Below are 20,604 nucleotides of genomic sequence, written 5' to 3' on the forward strand. Positions count from 1 at the left end.
TCGGCGGTGCGGCCGATACCGATGATCGTCACCTTCTTCAATGGGGACTCGAACTCATCGAGGCGTTCGAGGACCAGACGACGGCGCGGCTCATGCCGGATGTCTCTAAACCTTGGATTCGAGACAGGTCACGACTTGTGTGCTCGATCCGCGGAGACGCAGCGGCGAAACCCCACCGAGACTTGGCATCTGCGATCGCAGCCGCCACACCGGCGGGCGAGGCTGCACGGACTCACCTCTGCGTGGGGTTACCGCATGTTCGCTCTGGCTGTCGTGCTGACCCTGGCGTGGACGGTGCTGGGCGTCGTCGCGGTCGTGGCGCTGGTCCACCGAGGAGTCACCGGTCACCGCGTGCCTGCTCCAGCGAGGCGGCGAGCGCGGCCCGGATATCTCCGCGGATTCCGGCCGGTACTCGCCTACGAACAGCCGAGGCTCACCGCACGCTACGGCGCGCAACACGAGCGCTACCGCACCGCCGTCCCTGCCTGGCTGCCCCGACTACACCCCTGGCGCCAACCCGCTGATCAGAAGGTCTCGAAGCAGGCCACCGGGATCGAGCGGGTGTCCTAGCAGGCATCACCGGTAGTATTGTTCCGTTATTCAACGGGATTCGCTTCTGTAGTGGACCGGGTTTCGCCACGGCTCTGACGATGCTCGCCGTCGCGCCTTCCGGACTCGCCCGAACGCCATACCACTTCGGATCGATGGCCGATCTGCAGGACCGCCCGCATCACCGCATCGTCACTGCTCGCCGCGATCACCATCGGCACCGCACTCGTCACGACAACCGCTGCGGCACACGCCGATCCACGCCCCGACCCATGGGTCCAGGGCGAGATCGATGCAACAACCGGAGACGCACCCGGATTCCTCAACTCCATCAACGCATCCGACGTCGATCGAGCCGATATCAACGACCGTGCCCAGCGAGGTGGCAGCTACCAGCGAAATCCCTTGACACGAAAGGCCGACATGTCCGACACCTCGACACCACTGCCAGGTGTCCCGTTCTCATGGCCCTTGGAACAATCGAGCGCAGGGCAACCGTGGCAGTTGCGGATTGTCGTAGCCGATCCGGATCAGTTCGATTGCGTACCAGGGCCTCCGACGCCAGTCGCTGATCAGATTGGCTACCGCCACAGAAGAGGCAATGTAATCGAAGGCCATGTCGCCCAGCCAGATACGGAGATGCATGTCCTCTGAATTGAATGACCAAGGTTCAGACATCTTTTCCTGCGACAAATCGGTTTTGTTGGGGCCCGGTCATCAGCACGTGCGATGTACGCTGCGGGAACGATGCATTTTATGTACCTATTCGCTTTACCCTTGGCGATATCTTCCGCGTCAGAGTAGACATTGACCGTTACTTGCTCGTTACAGTCGGTATCGGAGAGGTTACTGTCAGCGGATTCACCGGCTCCGAGCGCCTTGTGCGAGGTCGCATGAAATGGCAGTGGCTCGAACTGGGGGAACCGTAGAAGGTGTCCGTGGTAGGCCGCACGAAATTGTCCGGCTCGGCCTCAACTACGACAACATGGCCCCGGGACTGTCGCAGTTCATCCACGACGCGATCCTGGCCGACTGCCACCGCGGCACTCGATCCGCTGCCCGATGATCCCGAGGCAGTTATCGTCGCGGAGGCAAAGCACGGCCGACCTGAGGAGACAGCATTGAACACGACCGTGACCGACGAACAGATTCAAGCGCTGGCCGCGACCGCGAAACCCTACAGCCTGTCCGTGCTGCACTGGGGACCGAACCGAAACATGGACGGCGCGAACGCAATCGAACTAGAACACCAGCGCCGCATGGTCTCGCTTCGATCCGATGGCGTGATCGCCGTCCTGTGCCCGGTCGCCTCCGACACCATCGCAGGCGTCGCGATCATGACCGTCCCTGCCGGAGAGGCCACCGCGATCCTCGCCGAGGACCCGTGCGTGCAAGCCGGAATGATGCACTACGAGGTACACCCGTGCCACGGGTTCCCCGGCGACACTCTTCCCGCTTGAACGATCGGTTCGCCGCCGCCTGCACTTCTGCGTCGACGTGGCCGCCATGTACACGCGGACACCTGCGCCACTGGGTAGCGACCTGCGCGTGACTCCCTGCATTCGCCACATGGTGAGGCTTTTCTCGTCCACGCAGATGCGTCGTGCGGCGACCGGCCTGGCCTGCTCCGCAAAGCGCGACAAGGCGAGCCGGAGACATAGTATGTGTGTTTCGGGCGACCCGGCCCTCGGTACGACGTAGATCCAGAAAGGGCGGGCCGAGTATGCCGCGCAGCAATACCCCACTCGAGGCGGCGCCTTGGGGGTCGCGGCTGCTGGGACGCGAGGACGAAGCCGCGGGAACTCGGCGGCTGCGCGTGCAATTGCTGTTGACGGTGCCGATCGTGCTGGCCAACCTGGCCGGTGTATTCGTCTCGATCACGTTGATCGGTTTCGTCCTCCCCGGACCTTCCGTCTTCGCTGAGAAGATCGTCTTGGTCGATGCCGTCGCCGCCCCGGTATATGCCGTGGTCGCCGTGTTGATCGGCGTCTGGTGGGGCACTGTGCGCGGTTTGGGCGCGCTGGGCTGGGCCCTCGACCCGGATGTGGTGCCCACCGAACGGCAACAGGCCGCCGCCGCAGCAGTGCCGCGGCGACTGGTGCGGATCCAGGCGGTGCTGTGGTTCGGCGGTGTGGCTGTGCTCACGCTGCTCGCCGGACTCGCCGACCCCGGGCTGATCGCCAAGGTCGCGTTCGGGATCACCTTCAGCGCGGTTGTGGTGTGCGCGAGTACCTATCTGATCATCGAATTCGCGTTGCGACCGGTGACCTCGCGAGTGCTCTCGGCACGGAAGTCGCGTTCCCGCCGCGGAATCGGCGTCGTCGGGCGATCGTTGTTGATGTGGATGGTCGGTTCGGGTCTCCCGGTGGCGGGCCTGATGGTGCTCGCGGTGCTCGCTTTGTGCAGCGACGATGTGAGCACGGCCCGGTTGGCAGTGTGCGTGCTTTCGCTGGGCGGTGCGACCCTGCTGATCGGCTTGCTGCTGATGACACAGACGCTGGCCGCGACCGTCGCCCCGATCAGTGGTGTGCGCCGAGCGATGCGCGAGGTGGAGAAGGGCGAGTTCGATCTGGAACTCGCGGTCTACGACGGCACCGAACTGGGCGAACTGCAGAGCGGTTTCAACAATATGGTCGGCGGTTTGCGCGAACGCGAGCAGATCCGGGACCTGTTCGGCAGGCACGTAGGGCGCGAGGTCGCCAACGCCGCGCTGACAGGCACGGCCGCGCTCGGCGGCGTCGAAGTCGAGGCGGCCGCACTGTTCATCGATATCGTCGGATCCACGACCATGGCCGCGTCCCTGCCCGCACCCGAGATGGTCGCGATTCTCAATCGCTTCTTCAGTGTGGTGGTGGACGAGGTGGAGCGCCACGGCGGCTTGCTCAACAAGTTCGAAGGAGACGCGGCGCTGGCCGTATTCGGCACGCCTGCAACGCTTCCCGACGCAGCGGGCGCCGCATTGGCGTGCGGCCGCGCGATCCACGCCAGACTCGATACCGACGCCGCGGATTTCGTCGCTGCGATCGGAATCGCCGAGGGCCGTGTTGTCGCAGGCAATGTCGGCGCTCGGCAGCGCTACGAATTCACGGTGATCGGCGACGCTGTCAACGAAGCCGCCCGCCTCTGTGAACTGGCAAAACGCGACTCCCTGCTCCTCACCTCGGATAAGACGGTTGCCGCGTCCGCCCCCACCGAAGCCGAACACTGGCAACTCGGCGAATCGGTGACCCTGAGAGGCCGGCTCACCCCGACCCGCCTGGCCCGCCCTATTCAGCGACCAGCACCGGCACCCCCGGGCAAGTGACCACCGCGCCGGCGGTGGCACCACAACGAGTCCAGCCGACGACGACGGCCGCGCCGCCGCACCCGTGCTACCCGTTCCAGCCCTGCTGATCCGAAAGCGCCTCGGCCCGTTCGCATGTGGCGATCATTCGACAAAACGCTTCGTTGACAATCTGGTAGCTGTCAGTGTTGCCCGGCGCCAACCACATTCACACACGAGTCGACTGGCAGTCATCGCTCGGGATCGGGCGTCAGCTCCTTTCCCGGGTACGCCCTTGTCGAACAGCCAGCGTTCGATGCCATCAAGTCGAGCCGTCCCGGTCTCCTGCCCCACCACTCGAGCAGGTCGTCAATAACACCGGCCCAAGACTGGCTCTATTTATACATCCAAAGTTTGTATAAACTAAGGTGCGGTGGCGCACCCCGCCGGATCACTCGGCGCACCTCGTCGGCAGCGGATCCGGTTCCCGTCACCTCGGCGTCTCGCTCAGCGCCGCGGCAACGATGCACCGACAGGTGCGATCGTTCGACGGCCGGGGTACGTCACCACCATGCCCGTCGAGGATGTCGACCGAGAGGGGATCCACCGTTGTCTGCAGCGCCCGTCACCGTCGCACGCGTCCCGGCAGGCAACGGTGGCCACGACGGCTACATCCGTCACAGGAGCCGCGGGATCGCTCGCCGCCGAACTCGGCCGCAGGGCTGCCCGGACACGCCGATGCACCGAATCATGATGCGGGATCGGCCGATTCGTGCACTGCCCGACGGGTCGGACACCCGAGGCAGGAAGAGTGAAGGTGGGTTCATATGGCCACAAACGTGACGTCGTATGTCATGCGGGTATCGGACCTGGATCGTTCGATACGCTTCTACCGCGAGGTGTTCGAATGCTCGCAAGCACTGCGGGAACCAGACGCCGCGCTGCTCCTGACACCCTCCGGTTTCCAGCTGTACCTCTGTGTGAGCCGGCATCACGGCGCGCTACCGGTCGGTGGTATCGGTGTCGAGCAGATCGTCTGGTCGGCCGACAGCGAGGCCGAATTACATCGGATCGAGGGTCGCCTGCGTGAGCACTACAAGAGCACCTACACCCACACCCGCAACGGAATCACCTTCGTCGACGGTGTCGACCCGGATGGCATCCGCATGCTGATCACCCACCCGACCCCCCAGCAGCTTCCCCGCGAGGTGATCGATGACCGGTTCCGGTGAGACCAGCGAATCCGGCGCCGGCGTCGTATCGGTGCGTGCACCAGCCGGTGACGACCGCGGGGACCCGACTCGGCCCGGTGCCGATCGTGATGAACGGCCCGGCCGGCCAGACTATTTCGCGACCGTCAGCAGCACTGCACTGTCCTCGATCGCCTCGAGGCTGTGGCGGGCCCGCGGCACCACCAGCAGGTCACCATGGCGTCCTTCCCATGAGGTGTCCGCGCTGCGCAGCCGGACTCGCCCGCGCAGAACCAGCAGCGTCGCCTCGCCCGGATTGTCGTGCTCGGCCAGCTCGGCGCCGGCCACCAACGCGACCACGGTCTGCCGCAGCCGATGCTCGTGCCCGCCGTACAGGGTGTCCGCGGCGCGCCCCGCCGCGGCCGCACCGGCTCGCTGCAACAGTTCACGCGCCATCGCGTCCACCGAGAATTTCTCCATCACCGCTCCTTGCCTCCCATCCGACATCACTTCGATTCGTCATCTTCCCGCACCACCCGATCCCGGACCGGCAGGTCCCGGTAACCGGCTCTGCGACCGGGGGCATCGACATCGACGTCACCCTCATGTTCTCGATGCATCGCTACCGCGCCGACCTGCCGAGCGTCTCACCGGATCGAGACGGTGACCGCGATGGTTCCGGACAAGGTAGTGATAGTCGGTGCCGGTCTTGCCGGTACAAACCGCGCAAGCCTTGCGCGACAAGGGTTTCGAGGGTGCGGTGCCCCTGGCCGGCAACGAAGCCCACCGGTACGACCGGCCGCCGCTGTACAAGGACTACCTGCAGGGCAATACCAGCCGCGACAGTATCGACGTGCACGATCCCGGCTACTACCGCCCCGGCCGTACCACTCACCTATCCGACGGCCCTTCGTCGAGCCGCACCGAGAGGAAGTCGAACTGATGCCCGCCCACCTGAGTGTCGAACCAGTGATAGATCACGAATACCGCGTCCGCATCGACGAGGGCGGAGACCGCGTGGAATCCGAATTCGTCGTCGACCCCGGCGTCCTGGCCGAATTGGGCTTCGAACCCGGCGACGAGCAGCGCATCGTCGAACACACCGCCCGGTTTCTGGCCGATCATCAACCCGTGATCGACTTCCCGGCCCTGGTCTACCTCGACGAAGTCGCCGCGGCATACGGCGACTACCCGGTCGAGCTGCGCCGCAGAATGACACCACATCGCACCACCACGACGGCCGCCGGGCTCGATTCTGAGCAACTCCGGTGGCTGGGCGAGTTGAGTCGGCAACTGCGCGTCGACTCGATCCGCTCGAGCACCGCCGCTGGTTCCGGGCATCCCACCTCCAGCCTGTCGGCGGCGGATCTGATGGCCGTGCTGCTGGCCCGCCACCTCCGTTACGACTGGGCCCGGCCCGAGCATCCCGGCAACGATCACCTGATCTTCTCCAAGGGCCACGCCTCACCGCTGCTGTATGCCATGTTCAAAGCCGCGGGCGTGGTCAGCGATTCCGAACTGGTGGAGGGGTTCCGCCGTTTCGGGTCGCGATTGCAGGGCCATCCGACCCCGGTGCTGCCGTGGGTGGACGTGGCAACCGGCTCGCTGGGGCAGGGTCTGGCCTACGGTGTGGGCATCGCGCTGGCCGGCGCGCGACTGGACCGGCTGCCCTACCACGTGTGGGTGCTGTGCGGCGACAGCGAGATGACCGAGGGATCGATCTGGGAAGCCCTGGACAAAGCCGGGTTCTACCGGTTGAGCAATCTGACCGCGATCGTGGATGTCAACCGGCTCGGCCAGCGCGGCCCCACCGAACTGCAATGGCACCTCGACACCTACCAGCGTCGGGTCGAAGCGTTCGGGTGCCGCGCGATCGTCGTCGACGGCCACGACCTGTCCCAGATCGAGCAGGCATTCCACACCGCCCGGGGCGCGGACACCCCGACGGTGGTGCTCGCCAGGACCGTCAAAGGCAAGGGTGTTCCCGAGATCGAAGACCGCAACGGCTGGCACGGCAGGCCACTTCCGCCCGAGCCGGCCGAGGCCGCCGTGGCCGCGTTGGGCGGGCCGCGCGATCTACGCGTCAGCCCACCGCCACCGGCCCCCGTAGACCCGATCCCCACGCCCGTGGCGGCGTCGATCCCGATGCCCCGCTACGAGCGGGGAACCCGGGTCGCGACCCGGGTGGCCTATGGTGAGGCGCTGGCCGCGCTCGGTGTGCGAGACGACATCGTCGCCTTGGACGCCGAGGTCGGCAACTCCACCGGCGCGGACCGCTTCGCGCACGCGCATCCGGAGAAGTTCTTCGAGATGTTCATCGCCGAGCAACAGTTGCTCGCCGCCGCCGTGGGTGTGGCCGCCCGCGGCTATGTGCCCTACGCGTCCACGTTCGCCGCGTTCTGGTCTCGCGCCTACGACTTCATCCGCATGGCCGGTGTCTCCGGTGTCCACATCAACCTGTGCGGCTCGCACGCCGGCACCGAGATCGGCCCCGACGGCCCGTCTCAGATGGGGCTGGAAGACCTCGCCGCCCTGCAGGCGGTGCACGGTTCGACCGTGCTCTACCCGGCCGACGCCGTCGCCACCACCAGTCTGGTCGCCACCATGGCCGACATCTCCGGCGTGTGTTATCTGCGCACCACCCGCGGCGCCTACCCGGTGCTGTACGACACCGACGAACGCTTCCCTGTCGGCGGAGCCAAGATCCTGCGCGCCAGTGACGCCGACGTGGTGGCGCTGCTCGGTGCCGGCGTCACCGTGCACGAATGCCTGGATGCAGCCGACGCCCTCACCGGTGAGGGCGTCAGCGCCCGCGTGATCGACCTGTACAGCGTCAAACCCCTCGACGCGGACACTCTCGCCCGAGCCGCACATGACACCGGTGGGCGGCTCGTCGTCGTCGAAGACCATTACCCGCAAGGCGGTCTCGGCGCCGCAGTCCTGGCAGCGTTGGCCCGTCTCGAGATCCCGGCGCGCTGCGCGCACCTGGCCGTCACCGAGTTGCCCGGCTCCGGCACCCCTGCCGAACAATTGAACGCCGCCGGCATCTCGGCGCGCCACATCATCGCCGCCGCGCGCCGACTGGTCACCGCACAGCCATGACCAGCACCGTGCGACGAACACGGCCGCGAACAATCCTGGCAGGGATCGTCGATCACGGCACCATGCACGCACTGACGTAACGCGGGCCTTGCCTGCGCCGGCCGCCCCGGCAACGATGGGTACACCGCCCTCCGCATGGGTCGCACACGCTGTGAACACCGCATTGAACAGTCTCATCTGCGTTTCGCGAATGCCGACAGGAGCGTGACACGTTCTATGACAGAAGCCACCGAACAGTCCGGCACGACCACATCCGTCTCCGCTGGACCTCGACCGCACACCAGGCCGGCGCCGGTGCCCGACGGCTCGGTGCCGGTGATCGTCAAGATCGCCCGGTTCAATCCCGACGACAACCGCGGCTCGTACTGGGAGAGTTTCCAGGTGCCGGCACTGCCGACCGACCGAATATTGAACTTGCTCATCTACATCAAGAGCTACCTCGACGGAACCCTGACCTTCCGCCGTTCCTGCGCACACGGCATCTGCGGCTCCGACGCCATGCAGATCAACGGCATCAACCGGCTGGCCTGCAAGATCCTGCTCAAAGATCTGCTGCACCGCGACGGCTCCCCGGCCACGATCACGATCGCACCGCTGCGCAGCCTGCCCGTGGAAAAAGACCTGGTCGTCGACATGGAACCGTTCTTCGACCTCTACCGCGAGATCAAGCCCTATCTGATCACCTACGGCCCCGAACCCGAACGCGAACGGTTGCAGTCGCCGGCCGATCGGGCGCGTTTCGACGACACCACCAAATGCATTCTGTGTGCCTGCTGCACCAGTAGCTGCCCGGTCTACTGGGCCGAGAAGACCTATTACGGACCTGCCGCGTTCGTCAACGCGCATCGGTTCATCTTCGACAGCCGCGACAATGGTGCCTCCGAACGGCTCGAGATTCTCAACGAGATCGACGGCGTGTGGCGATGCCGTACCACGTTCAACTGCACGCAGGCCTGTCCGCGCGGCATTCAGGTGACCAAGGCGATTACCGAGGTCAAGCGCGCACTCATGTTCAACCGCTGACAACTACTACGAACGACCGGGCAAATCCGCTGTCGCCGTGCGTCGTTCGTGATCTCGGAGGTTCGGCCGGAAAAACGGGTGCGGCCGCTGTAGGGTCGAGACCGTCGCACAGGAATGATCACGCTGTGGATCCGAGGTGGTGGTCGGATGACAACGCCCGAGAACGGTGATCGCGTCCGCATGGCGCCCCTGCTGCCCGCGGGCCAGCCGGTGGAGTCGTTGCTGCGCAAGGCACAATTCTTCACTGCCGGGACGCCCTCACCGGACTATCGCGAGGTCCGGCGCGCCGGAGGACGGGCCGCCGAGGACTTCTACCGGGAGCGGTGGCGCCACGACAAGGTCGTGCGCTCCACCCACGGCGTGAACTGCACCGGTTCGTGCTCGTGGAAGATCTACGTCAAAGACGGCATCATCACCTGGGAGACCCAGCAAACCGACTATCCGTCGGTCGGCCCAGACTCTCCCGAATACGAACCCCGGGGCTGTCCCCGGGGCGCATCCTTTTCCTGGTACACCTATTCGCCGGCGCGGGTGCGTTATCCGTACGTGCGAGCGCCACTGTTGGAGATGTGGCGCGAGGCTCGCGCACGGCTCGGCGACCCGGTGCGCGCGTGGGCCGAAATCACCGGGAACCCAGCGAAATCCGCGCGCTACAAGTCGATGCGCGGGAAAGGTGGTTTCGTGCGGTCGAGCTGGTCGGAGGTGAGCGAGCTGATCGCCGCCGCGCATGTCCACACCACCAAGGAGTACGGGCCGGACCGGATCGTGGGCTTTTCCCCGATTCCGGCGATGTCGCAGGTCTCCTACTCCGCGGGTACTCGGTTTCTGTCGATGATCGGCGCGACGATTCTCTCGTTCTACGACTGGTACGCCGACCTGCCGCCGGCCTCACCGCAGGTGTTCGGCGACCAGACCGATGTGCCGGAGTCCGGTGACTGGTGGAACTCGTCGTATCTGATCATCTGGGGCACCAACCTGCCCATCACCAGAACACCCGACGCGCATTTCATGACCGAGGCGCGATACCGCGGTCAGAAGGTCGTCGTAGTCAGTCCCGACTACTCCGATCACACCAAATTCGCCGACGACTGGCTGGCCGCCGCGCCCGGAACGGACGGTGCTCTCGGTATGGCGATGGGGCATGTCATCTTGTCGGAGTTCTTCCGCGACAGACAAGTTCCCTATTTCACCGACTACGTCAAGACCTACACCGACCTACCGTTTCTCGTGACGCTGCGCGAACGCGACGGCGGCTACGTCGCCGACGGTTTCCTCACTGCGGCCGACCTGGGTGGTGACGTTGCGGAAGCCGAGGGCGCCGCACATCGAACGGTGGTGCTCGACGCGGCTACCCGCCGGCCCCGTATCCCCAACGGCAGTCTGGGATTTCGCTACACGGAGGCCGGAAAAGGCCGGTGGAACCTCGATCTCGGCGATATCGATCCGTGCCTGACCCTCTACGACACGCACGGTGAGTCGGTGCCGATCCTGTTGCCGCGCTTCGATATCGGTGCCACCGAGGGCGGAGATGTCGTCACCCGCGGGGTTCCGGTGACTCGTATCGCCGGCCGGGTGGTGACGACCGTGTTCGATCTGCTGATGGCGCAATATGCGGTACGGCGTCCCGGACTGCCCGGTCGGTGGCCGACCGGATACGACGACGCCGCTGAGCCATACACTCCGGCGTGGCAGGAGCACATCACCTCGGTTCCCGCGGCAGCCGCGATCCGAGTGGCTCGGGAATTCGCGCGCAACGCCGAGCTGTCGCAAGGCCGGTCGATGATCGCGATGGGTGCGGGCACGAACCACTGGTATCACTCGGATCAGACCTACCGCAGCTTCTTCACTCTGACGATGTTGTGTGGCTGCCAGGGCGTCAACGGCGGCGGGTGGGCCCACTATGTGGGGCAGGAGAAGGTACGGCCGCTGACCGGGTGGCAGCAGGTCGCGTTCGCGCTGGACTGGCAGCGCCCGACCAGGCATATGACGGGAACGTCGTTCTTCTACCTGCACAGCGACCAGTGGCGTTACGAGGGCTTCGATGCGGGTGAACTCGCCAGCCCGCTCGGCCGCGGCATATTCGCGGGCCGCACCTTCGCGGACTGCATCGCACAGGCGTCCAGGCTCGGGTGGACGCCTTCGTTTCCGACCTTCGATCGCAACCCACTCGATCTGGCTGACGAAGCAGCGCGGGCCGGTATGCCGGTGCGCGACTACGTCATTCGTGAGGTGGAGGCGGGGCGGTTGCGGTTCGCCGGCGAGGATCCCGACGACCCGCGCAATTTTCCGCGGGTGCTCACGGTGTGGCGGGCCAACCTGCTCGGCTCGTCGGGCAAGGGGATGGAATATTTCCAGCGGCACCTGGTCGGTTCCGACGACGCGGTCCGCGCCACCGAGGTCGCCGAGGACGCCCGCCCGGTCGACGTGGCGTGGCGCGAGGAGGCGCCGCGCGGAAAGCTCGATCTGCTCACCACGATCGATTTTCGGATGACGAGTACATGCACGTTCTCCGATGTCGTGCTGCCCGCGGCGACCTGGTACGAGAAGTACGACATTTCCACTACCGACATGCACCCGTTCGTGCACTCGTTCAACCCGGCGATCGCCCCGCCCTGGCAAACGCGCACCGATTTCGAGGCGTTCACCCTCATCGCCGAAGAGTTCTCACGCCTGGCCGCGACCCATCTCGGCACACGCACCGATGTCCTGGCGGCGCCGCTCACCCACGACACTCCGGATGAGACCGCTCAGCCCGGCGGCCACGTCGACGACTGGCGTGCCGCTCGCTCGTCGCCGGTGCCCGGCAAGAACTTTCCGAAGCTGATCACCATCGAGCGCGACTACGCCGCCGTGGCCGGGAAGATGCGCGCGCTCGGTCCGCTGGTGGACACCCTCGGCACCACCGTGAAGGGCATCACCTGGGTGCCCGAGGGTGCGGTGGAGTACCTGCGTCACGCCAACGGTGTCGTGCGTACCGGTGTCGGTGCCGGGCGGCCGTCGCTGGCTCGGGACGTGCACATGGCCGAGGCGATCCTTGCCTTGTCGGGTACGACCAACGGCGCCGTGGCGGTTCAGGCGTGGCGGGCTCTCGAGGCCCGCACCGGGCTGCGGCTGGCCGACCTCGCCGAGGAACGCGAGGGCGACCACATCAGCTTCGCTGACACCCAGACCCAGCCCCGCGCGGTGATCGCCTCCCCGGAATGGTCCGGGTCCGAGGCCGGCGGGCGGCGGTATTCACCGTTCGTCGTAAATATCGAGCGCCGCAAGCCTTTTCACACGCTGACCGGACGCATGCACTTCTTCCTCGACCACGAGTGGATCGCCGAATACGGCGACGGACTACCGACCTACCGTCCACCGCTGGACTACGCCCGGCATTTCGGCGAGCAGGGCCTGGCCGAGAAGGACCGCCCCGAGGTCACCGTGCGCTACCTGACCCCGCACTCGAAATGGTCGATTCACTCCGAGTATCAGGACAATCTGCACATGCTGCGGTTGTTCCGCGGCGGCCCGGTAATCTGGATGAGCCCGGTCGACGCCGCGAAAATCGGTGTGGCCGACAATGATTGGATCGAGGCGTTCAACCGCAACGGTGTCGTCACATGCCGGGCGGTCGTCACGCATCGGATGCCGCAGGGCACGGTGTTCATGTACCACGCCAAAGACCGGCAGGTGATGACACCGCACTCGGAGATCTCGGGCTGGCAGGGCGGTTCGGACAACTCGTTGACCAGGCTGGTGATCAAGCCGACCCACTTGATCGGCGGATATGCCCAATTGTCGTACGCGTTCAACTATTACGGCCCGACCGGCAATCAGCGCGACGAGGTAGCGGTGATCCGGCGCCGCAGCCAGCAGGTGCAGTACTGATGCGAAGGTGTCGACTTCAGGAAGGGCGGTAGCCGCGATGCGACCGATGGCTCAGGTGGCGATGGTGATGAACCTCGACAAATGCATCGGCTGCCACACCTGCTCGGTAACCTGCAAACAAGTCTGGACCAACCGGCCCGGCACCGAGTACGTGTACTTCAACAACGTCGAAACCAAGCCGGGTATGGGCTACCCCAAACGGTATGAGGACCAGCAGCAGTGGCGTGGCGGCTGGAGCCTGGACCGTCGCGGCCGGCTACGACTGGCGGCCGGTGGACGAGTCCGCAAACTGCTGTCGATGTTCTACAACCCGGATCTGCCCAGCATCGACGACTACGGCGACCCGTGGACATACGACTACCGGACCGCGTTCAACGGACCGCTCGGCAAACCGAACCCGAGCGCGCATTCGATCTCCTCGCTCACGGGCCGCGACATGGATCTGCGGTGGGGATCGAACTGGGAAGACGATTTGGCCGGAGCACCGGAGAACGCTTCCGCCGACCCGAACCTGGCCGGTCTCGGCGAGCGGGTGAAGATGGAGTTCGAGCAGGTGTTCATGTTCTACCTGCCGCGCATCTGTGAACACTGCCTGAACCCCTCGTGCGTGGCCTCGTGCCCGTCGGGGGCCATGTACAAACGCAGCGAGGACGGGATCGTGCTCGTCGATCAGGACCGCTGCCGAGGCTGGCGGTTCTGCGTATCGGGCTGCCCCTACAAGAAGGTGTATTTCAACCACCGCACCGGCAAGGCCGAGAAGTGCACACTGTGCTTCCCGCGCATCGAGGCCGGGCAGCCCACCATCTGCTCGGAAACCTGTGTGGGACGGCTACGTTACCTCGGGCTGATCCTCTACGACGCCGACAAGGTCCTGGCGGCCGCCACGACCACCGACCCCCAAGACCTCTACGAAGCCCAGTTGGACGTCTTCCTGGACCCGCACGATCCCGAGGTCATCGCTGCCTGCGAGGACGCCGGCATCCCGGCCGACTGGATGGCGGCCGCGCGCCGCTCGCCGGTCTACGCGCTGGCGGTGCGGCATCGGGTAGCGCTGCCGCTGCATCCGGAATACCGCACCCTGCCGATGGTTTGGTACATCCCACCGCTGTCCCCGGTCGCCGACGTCGTCCACGCCGCGGGATACGACGCACACAACCCGGACCGGGTGTTCGCCACCATCGACGCGCTACGCATCCCGATCGACTACCTGGCCAACCTGTTCACCGCCGGCAAAGCCGGCCCGGTGCGGGCGGCGCTGCGCAAACTCACCGCGATCCGGGCACTGATGCGGGCAGCACAGCTGGGCCCGCCGCCGGAGGACAACCTGGCGAGCAGTGTCGACGCGCAGGAGGCCGACCTCGAGGACCTGTACCGGCTGCTCGCGATCGCCAAATACGATGACCGCTACGTGATCCCGGAGGCCCATGCCGAGGACGCCGGACGGCTGCAGTCCCAGCATGAGCAGCTGTTCTGCAGCCTCGACACCGACGGCGGCCCGGGCATGGGCGGCGCCGGGCCGCAGGATATCGCCGGATTCCACCCGCCCGAGCACGTCGGTGACACAAGGACTTTCCGCGCCGACGACGGCAGAGTCCACTTCAACCTGCTCGGCTGGAACGGCACCGGCCCCGCCCCGCGACTGTTTCCCGACGGAGGTACCGCGTGATGCCGCGAGGAGACCGAGTCGGTGTCTACAAGCTGGCTTCGGTCCTGTTGGCGTATCCGACGGCGTCGTTGCGGGCCGGGGTGGATGAACTCGACGCCGCGGCCGCCTCGGCCCCGCGCACCTCACGCGACGCATTCGGCCGTTTCCTGACCTGGCTGCGCTCGACCTCACCCACCGCCGTAGCCGAACACTACGTCGCCACCTTCGATCTGCGCCGCCGCTGCGCGCTGTATCTGACCTACTACCGCCACGGCGACACCCGAATGCGCGGGATGTCGCTCCTGGAATTCACAACCGCCTACCGCACAGCGGGATTCGAACCGACAACCGCCGAGCTTCCCGACTACCTGCCGCTGGTCCTGGAATTCGCCGATCTTCACCCACGTGGCGAGGCGCTGCTGCGCCGCCACCGCGCCGATCTGGAATTGCTGCACCGCGCACTGGCGAGCACCGACACCCCCTACATCGCGGTCATCGAGGCGGTGGCCGCGCGGCTGCCCGCGCTGAGTCGCCGCGAACGTGCACTGGTCGATCGTGCGTGGGAGGCCGGCCCCCCGCGCGAGGACGTCGGCTTGGCCGCCACGATGCCCGACGGCCTCGGTGCACCGTTCGCACCACCCGAATACCTCAATGGCAGTGGCGATTTCGGTGTCGGAGCCGGTGCCGCGCTGCCCATCGTCGAATCGGTGGCCAGCTCCCGGGAGGGCCGCCGGTGAACGATCCCAGCGCATTCGACTACACCTGGTGGGTCGGGCTGCCCTACATGGCTATCGGCATCTTCGTCGTCGGACATATCTGGCGCTGGCGCTACGACAAGTTCGGCTGGACCAGCCGCTCGACACAACTGCAGGAACAGCGCCTGCTCAAATGGGGTGCGCCGATCTTCCACTACGGCACCTTCGCCGCCATCGCCGGTCACGTCATCGGCATTCTCGTCCCCGAATCGTTCACCCGCCGGCTCGGCATCCCGGAACAGGCCTACCGGTGGTTCTCCGCCACCGCGGGCACGATCGCCGCGGTCTTGGTCATCGGCGGGATCATCGTGCTCGCCGGGCGGCGGTTGCTGGTACCGCGGGTGCGCGCGACCACGACCCCGGTCGACTATGTCGCACTGATCCTGCTGCTGATCGTCGTGATCACCGGCGTGGCGCCGACGATCTTCGTCAACCTCATCGGCGAGGGCTACGACTACCGCACCACCGTCGCGTTGTGGTTTCGCGGACTGTTCGGCGGCAACCCCGAGGTGAGCTCGATGGTCGGCGCACCGCTGATCTACCGGATACACGCCACCGCAGCCTGGGCCATCTGGATCGTCTGGCCCTTCAGCCGGCTCGTGCACGCGTGGAGTCTGCCCGTCTGGTACCTGTGGCGGCCCTACATCGTCTACCGCGACCGCATCGCGACCGTGCCACACGAGCCCGGCACTTCGGGACGACGTTGGCGCAGTATCGGCAGCCGATACTGAGCCGAGACTGTTGGTTTCATCCGGCACCGTGGGGCATACAGTGAAGCAGTAGGCCCGACGCTGCCGGCGCAGCGATGGCGATGGCCGGCAGCCCCTATCAGGAGGCGCGTCACATGCCGGAATCGCCGTACCCGAACCGCAGCACCGAACACCCCGACGCAGCAGCGGTGGGGCGGCGGCCATGAGCGACAACAGTTTCGGAGCTCGCGCCGCGTGGAAGATCGAGGACCGAGAGTTCACCATCTACCGGCTCGACAGCGTTCCGACCGCGCACCGGCTGCCCTACGGGCTCAAGGTGCTGCTGGAAAATCTGATTCGCTGCGAGGACGGCCACCGCGTCACCGCCGACCAGGTCCGCGCCCTGGCCGCGTGGAATCCGGACAAGGTCGGTGCCACCGAAATCGCGTTCTCCCCGGCCCGAGTGTTGATGCAGGACTTCACCGGGGTGCCGTGCGTGGTGGACCTCGTCGCGATGCGCGATGCGATGACCGCGCTGGGTGGCGATCCGGGCCGGATCAACCCGCTGATCCCGACCGAGCTGGTGATCGACCATTCGGTGATCGCCGACGTCTTCGCCCGGCCCGACGCCTTCGCGATCAACGCGGAACTGGAATTCACCCGCAACGTCGAGCGCTACCAGTTGCTGCGCTGGGCGCAGCAGGCCTTCGAGAATTTCGCCGTCGTGCCTCCCGACACCGGCATCTGTCACCAGGTCAACCTCGAATATCTGGCGCGGGTGGTGTTCACCCGCGACGATCCGGACGGCGGACCACCGCTGGCATACCCCGACACCCTCGTCGGCACCGACTCGCATACCCCCATGGTCAACGGACTCGGCGTACTCGGCTGGGGTGTCGGCGGCATCGAAGCCGAGGCCGCGATGCTCGGTCAGCCGATGAGCATGCTGATCCCGCAGGTTCTCGGGATCAAGCTGACCGGCGCGCTGCCGGAGGGCACCACGGCCACCGACCTGGTACTCACCGTCGCGGAGTTGTTGCGTCACACCGGTGTGGTCGGCAAGTTCGTCGAGTTCTACGGTCCCGGCGTGGCGAATGTGCCTCTGGCGAACCGCGCCACCATCGGCAACATGAGCCCCGAATACGGTTCCACCTGCGCAATTTTCCCGATCGACACGGTCACCCTGGACTACCTGCGGCTCACCGGTCGCCCGGAGCAGCAGATACGACTCGTCGAGGCATACGCCAAGGAGCAGGGGCTCTGGCACGACCCGGACCACGAACCCGACTACAGCCAGCGCATCGAGCTGGACCTGTCGACGGTGGAGCCGTCCATCGCCGGGCCCAAGCGTCCCCAGGACCGCATCCCGCTGGCGCGGGCCCCGCACGCCGTCGCGTCCCTGCTCGACAGCCAACCGCCCGTGCCCGCGAAGGCCGGGCTGGACGAGGCCTCGGGCGAGTCGTTCCCGGCCAGCGACCCGATCGCCATCGACCACGACCGAGCCGTCGACGGACCGAACGCGCCCTGCGATTGCGGGCACGCACACCCATGGCGCTCCGCGCCACAGGAAGTGAGTTTCCCCGACGGGACGACCGCCACAGTCGATCACGGGGATGTCGTGATCGCAGCGATCACCTCGTGCACCAATACCTCCAACCCGTCGGTGATGATCGGGGCAGCACTGCTGGCGAAGAAGGCGGTGGAGAAGGGCCTGAGCGCGAAACCGTGGGTCAAGACCTCCCTGGCACCGGGTTCGCGGGTGGTCACCGACTACTACGAGCGTGCCGGGCTCACCTCCTACCTGGACAAGCTCGGATTCTCGCTGGTCGGCTACGGGTGCACCACCTGCATCGGCAACTCCGGGCCGCTGATCCCGGAAGTCAGTGCCGCCATCACCGCCGGCGATCTCACCGTGTGCTCGGTGTTGTCGGGCAACCGCAACTTCGAAGGCCGCATCCACCCGGAAACACAGATGAACTTCCTCGCCTCGCCACCGCTTGTCATCGCGTATGCGCTGGCCGGCACGATGCGTGTCAACCTGCTACGCGACCCGCTGGCCACCGCTCCCGACGGAACGCCGGTATACCTGCGCGACATTTGGCCCAGCACAGCGGAGATCGAGGACGTCGTCGCCACCAACCTGCGATCGCAGATGTTCACCCGTGGCTACGCCGACGTCTACACCGGCGACCAACGCTGGCGGAATCTCGACGTCGCGGCCGGCCAGGTCTTCAACTGGGACGACGAATCAACCTACGTCCGCCGCCCGCCCTACTTCGAGCACATGACCCGAGACCCCCAACCGATCGAAGACATCACCGGTGCCCGGGTATTGGCGCTGCTCGGTGACTCGGTGACCACCGATCACATCTCCCCAGCAGGAGCGATCAAACGCGACGGTCCCGCCGGAACCTATCTACAGCAGCACGGCGTCGCACCGGCCGACTTCAACTCCTACGGCTCACGCCGCGGCAACCATGAAGTGATGATCCGGGGCACCTTCGCCAATATCCGGTTGCGCAACAGACTCGCCCCCGGCACCGAGGGTGGCGTCACCCGCCACCTGCCCGGCGGAGAACAGATGAGCATCTTCGATGCCGCGACCGCATACGCCGCCGAACGGGTGCCGCTGCTGATCCTCGCCGGAACCGAATACGGCTCCGGCTCGTCACGAGACTGGGCCGCCAAAGGCACACTCCTTTTGGGCGTGCGGGCAGTGCTGGCCGAGTCGTTCGAGCGGATCCATCGGTCCAATTTGATCGGCATGGGCGTGCTGCCGCTGCAATTCGCCGACGGCCGATCGGTGCAGACACTCGGATTGACCGGCGAGGAAACATACTCGATCACCGGGCTCACGCAGTCCGCCACCGCACATGCGTTCCCGCGTCAGGCGATCGTCCGCGCGGTCGACAACGCCGGAAACGCAAGGGAATTCACCGCCACCGTACGCATCGATACTCCCGCAGAGGCCGCTTACTACCGCCACAGTGGCATCCTGCACTACGTCCTACGCCAGTTGCTCACCGACTGAGCCGCAACAGCGAGGTGTGACCACATGACGCCATGCGCCTCGTCGGCGCACCGAACCGCCGCCACCACGCGACCGCCGATCCGAGTCGAATGAGTCGGGAAAGGAGTGGGGCGATATCGGCGTTCGCACGCCGCGTCCTCGACGTGATCGACCAGATTCCGCCCGGCCGGGTGATGTCCTATGGCGCGATCGGCGACCTGGTCGGCGCCGGTCCCCGGCAAATCGGCCGGGTCATGACCGCCTGGGCCGACGAGACCCACTGGCATCGGGTCGTGCGCGCCGACGGCACGCCCGCGTCGTGCCACGCCGGCAGCGCCGCCGACCTCCTGCGCGCCGAAGGCACCCCGATGCGCGGGAGCCGGGTGGACATGACGCGCGCGCGGTGGAACGGCCCGCCCGATCACCCGGGCATCGACGGATAGCTGACTCGTGTTCCACTGACCACCGCGAAGCTTGTCATCACCGCCGGTGTCAGCTGCGCCGCACCCATGATGTGCTGTACCTCGATGCCCCGCACGAGAAGTGCGTCGGCAACGAGGCGGCGATGACAGCGCCAAAAGACAGCCTCGGCGCACATGATGGCAACGACACGTTCCGCCGCCAGCGCGACAAGTTCCTCGATCGCCTCCTCGAATGAGGGCGTCTGCATATAGTCGGCGTATCCGCGAAAGGACGTGTTGCGCCATCCGGTGTTGATCGAACATTCCGCCGGTTTGCGTAGTCCGCCCAGCCCCGGCATCGGCCGGTAGTCGATACCAGCGGCGGCCAGCGATCCCGCGAGCCGGTCGATGTGGAACTGAGGATTGTGCCGAGACTTGGGCACGGTCCGGATGTCTGCCACCACACCGATGCCGACATGCTGCAGTATCCCGATGAACTCCGTGATGGCACGGGTGGAATGGCCGATGGTGTAAACGGTCGACATGGCCCTCCGGAGGTTGGTCATAGTGCCGTCTCGGCAACAGGTTTCATCGGACGGTGCAGTCGCGAGCTCGGCGGGGGTGTGCCGGCACTTGCGCGGAATCGTCGAGAATCTCCGAAAGATACCGCGTGGGCGTGGCGCTCTCCTACACAGGCTCGAACAGACAGCTCCCAGCCCCGGCACCGGAGTGCCGGCCCGTGGTGGCCTCGTACTCGCGCGGCGGGGTCGTAGTGCCCTAGCAGCTGCTGAACGTATGTCTGACGATGACGTCATGGCCTTCGATACCGACACCGGTGTCGCGGCCGTGCCGGTGGTCGCTTGTTCGGGGTTGACCAAGGATTTCGGTGGCGGCCGCGGTGTCTTCGATCTGGACTTCACGGTGGGACGCGGTGAGACGTTCGGTTTCGTCGGCCCGAACGGTGCCGGAAAGACCACGACGATCCGGCTGTTGATGGATCTGGCCCGTCCCGATCGCGGACACGCTCGCTTGTTCGGGCTCGACTCACATACCGACAGTGTCGCCATCAAGCGCCGGGTCGGCTATCTGCCGGGTGAGCTGGTGCAAT

The 20,604-nt window shown here is 66.1% G+C and carries 16 protein-coding genes; 14 read left to right on the top strand and 2 right to left on the bottom strand.

The window, feature by feature from the left end:
• Positions 1-255: 255 nt before the first annotated feature.
• From A5780_RS07130 to A5780_RS07150, 4 genes are all read left to right on the top strand, one after another.
• Positions 256-570 carry a hypothetical protein gene (locus A5780_RS07130; RefSeq protein ID WP_064908065.1) on the top strand — a complete coding sequence of 105 codons (315 nt, stop codon included), beginning with the start codon at positions 256-258 and terminating at the stop codon, positions 568-570.
• Positions 571-1,670: 1,100 nt separating this feature from the next.
• A complete protein-coding gene (locus tag A5780_RS07140) occupies positions 1,671-2,009 on the top strand; it encodes a hypothetical protein (RefSeq protein ID WP_063013491.1) in 339 nt (112 codons plus the stop codon).
• Positions 2,010-2,272: 263 nt separating this feature from the next.
• Positions 2,273-3,853 (top strand): adenylate/guanylate cyclase domain-containing protein, encoded by a 1,581-nt coding sequence (locus tag A5780_RS07145; RefSeq protein ID WP_064908067.1) that lies wholly within the window; start codon positions 2,273-2,275, stop codon positions 3,851-3,853.
• 785 nt (positions 3,854-4,638) lie between these two features.
• Positions 4,639-5,043 (top strand): VOC family protein, encoded by a 405-nt coding sequence (locus tag A5780_RS07150; protein ID WP_064908068.1) that lies wholly within the window; start codon positions 4,639-4,641, stop codon positions 5,041-5,043.
• 111 nt (positions 5,044-5,154) lie between these two features.
• On the opposite strand, the gene A5780_RS07155 is transcribed toward A5780_RS07150, so the two are convergent.
• The gene (locus tag A5780_RS07155; RefSeq protein ID WP_064902772.1) at positions 5,155-5,481 is read right to left on the bottom strand and encodes a cupin domain-containing protein; all 327 of its coding nucleotides are present in this window, start codon (positions 5,479-5,481) and stop codon (positions 5,155-5,157) included.
• Positions 5,482-5,710: 229 nt separating this feature from the next.
• On the opposite strand from A5780_RS07155, the gene A5780_RS07160 reads away from it, so the two are divergent.
• From A5780_RS07160 to A5780_RS07200, 9 genes are all read left to right on the top strand, one after another.
• Positions 5,711-5,944 carry a hypothetical protein gene (locus A5780_RS07160; protein WP_156769397.1) on the top strand — a complete coding sequence of 78 codons (234 nt, stop codon included), beginning with the start codon at positions 5,711-5,713 and terminating at the stop codon, positions 5,942-5,944.
• Positions 5,944-8,103 carry a transketolase gene (locus A5780_RS07165; RefSeq protein WP_231982874.1) on the top strand — a complete coding sequence of 720 codons (2,160 nt, stop codon included), beginning with the start codon at positions 5,944-5,946 and terminating at the stop codon, positions 8,101-8,103. The genes A5780_RS07160 and A5780_RS07165 overlap by 1 nt, the downstream gene beginning before the upstream one ends.
• 216 nt (positions 8,104-8,319) lie before the next feature.
• On the top strand, positions 8,320-9,126 hold the full coding sequence (locus tag A5780_RS07170; RefSeq protein WP_082976324.1) for a succinate dehydrogenase iron-sulfur subunit: 807 nt from the start codon (positions 8,320-8,322) through the stop codon (positions 9,124-9,126).
• A gap of 180 nt (positions 9,127-9,306) precedes the next feature.
• Positions 9,307-12,996 carry a nitrate reductase subunit alpha gene (locus A5780_RS07175; RefSeq protein WP_156769398.1) on the top strand — a complete coding sequence of 1,230 codons (3,690 nt, stop codon included), beginning with the start codon at positions 9,307-9,309 and terminating at the stop codon, positions 12,994-12,996.
• A gap of 37 nt (positions 12,997-13,033) precedes the next feature.
• Complete coding sequence (narH, locus tag A5780_RS07180; protein ID WP_064908071.1) at positions 13,034-14,662, top strand: nitrate reductase subunit beta; 1,629 nt, start codon at positions 13,034-13,036, stop codon at positions 14,660-14,662.
• A complete protein-coding gene (gene narJ, locus A5780_RS07185) occupies positions 14,662-15,378 on the top strand; it encodes a nitrate reductase molybdenum cofactor assembly chaperone (protein ID WP_064908072.1) in 717 nt (238 codons plus the stop codon). The genes narH and narJ overlap by 1 nt, the downstream gene beginning before the upstream one ends.
• On the top strand, positions 15,375-16,127 hold the full coding sequence (gene narI / locus A5780_RS07190) for a respiratory nitrate reductase subunit gamma (RefSeq protein ID WP_231982875.1): 753 nt from the start codon (positions 15,375-15,377) through the stop codon (positions 16,125-16,127). The genes narJ and narI overlap by 4 nt, the downstream gene beginning before the upstream one ends.
• 181 nt (positions 16,128-16,308) lie before the next feature.
• A complete protein-coding gene (locus A5780_RS07195) occupies positions 16,309-19,116 on the top strand; it encodes an aconitate hydratase (RefSeq protein ID WP_064908073.1) in 2,808 nt (935 codons plus the stop codon).
• An 89-nt stretch (positions 19,117-19,205) separates the two neighbouring features.
• Entirely contained in the window at positions 19,206-19,538 is a 333-nt protein-coding gene (locus tag A5780_RS07200; RefSeq protein ID WP_063013485.1) for an MGMT family protein, read from the top strand.
• On the opposite strand, the gene A5780_RS07205 is transcribed toward A5780_RS07200, so the two are convergent.
• Positions 19,517-20,041 (bottom strand): DUF488 family protein, encoded by a 525-nt coding sequence (locus A5780_RS07205; protein WP_104364874.1) that lies wholly within the window; start codon positions 20,039-20,041, stop codon positions 19,517-19,519. The genes A5780_RS07200 and A5780_RS07205 overlap by 22 nt on opposite strands.
• A gap of 250 nt (positions 20,042-20,291) precedes the next feature.
• Between A5780_RS07205 and A5780_RS07210 the strand changes: the two genes are divergently transcribed.
• Positions 20,292-20,604, top strand: a 313-nt coding sequence (locus A5780_RS07210) for an ATP-binding cassette domain-containing protein (RefSeq protein WP_231982876.1), incomplete at its 3' end; no start/stop codon positions are given.

Origin of the sequence: Nocardia sp. 852002-20019_SCH5090214 (assembly GCF_001665865.1) — a bacterium.
Classification (GTDB): Bacteria; Actinomycetota; Actinomycetes; order Mycobacteriales; family Mycobacteriaceae; genus Nocardia; species Nocardia nova.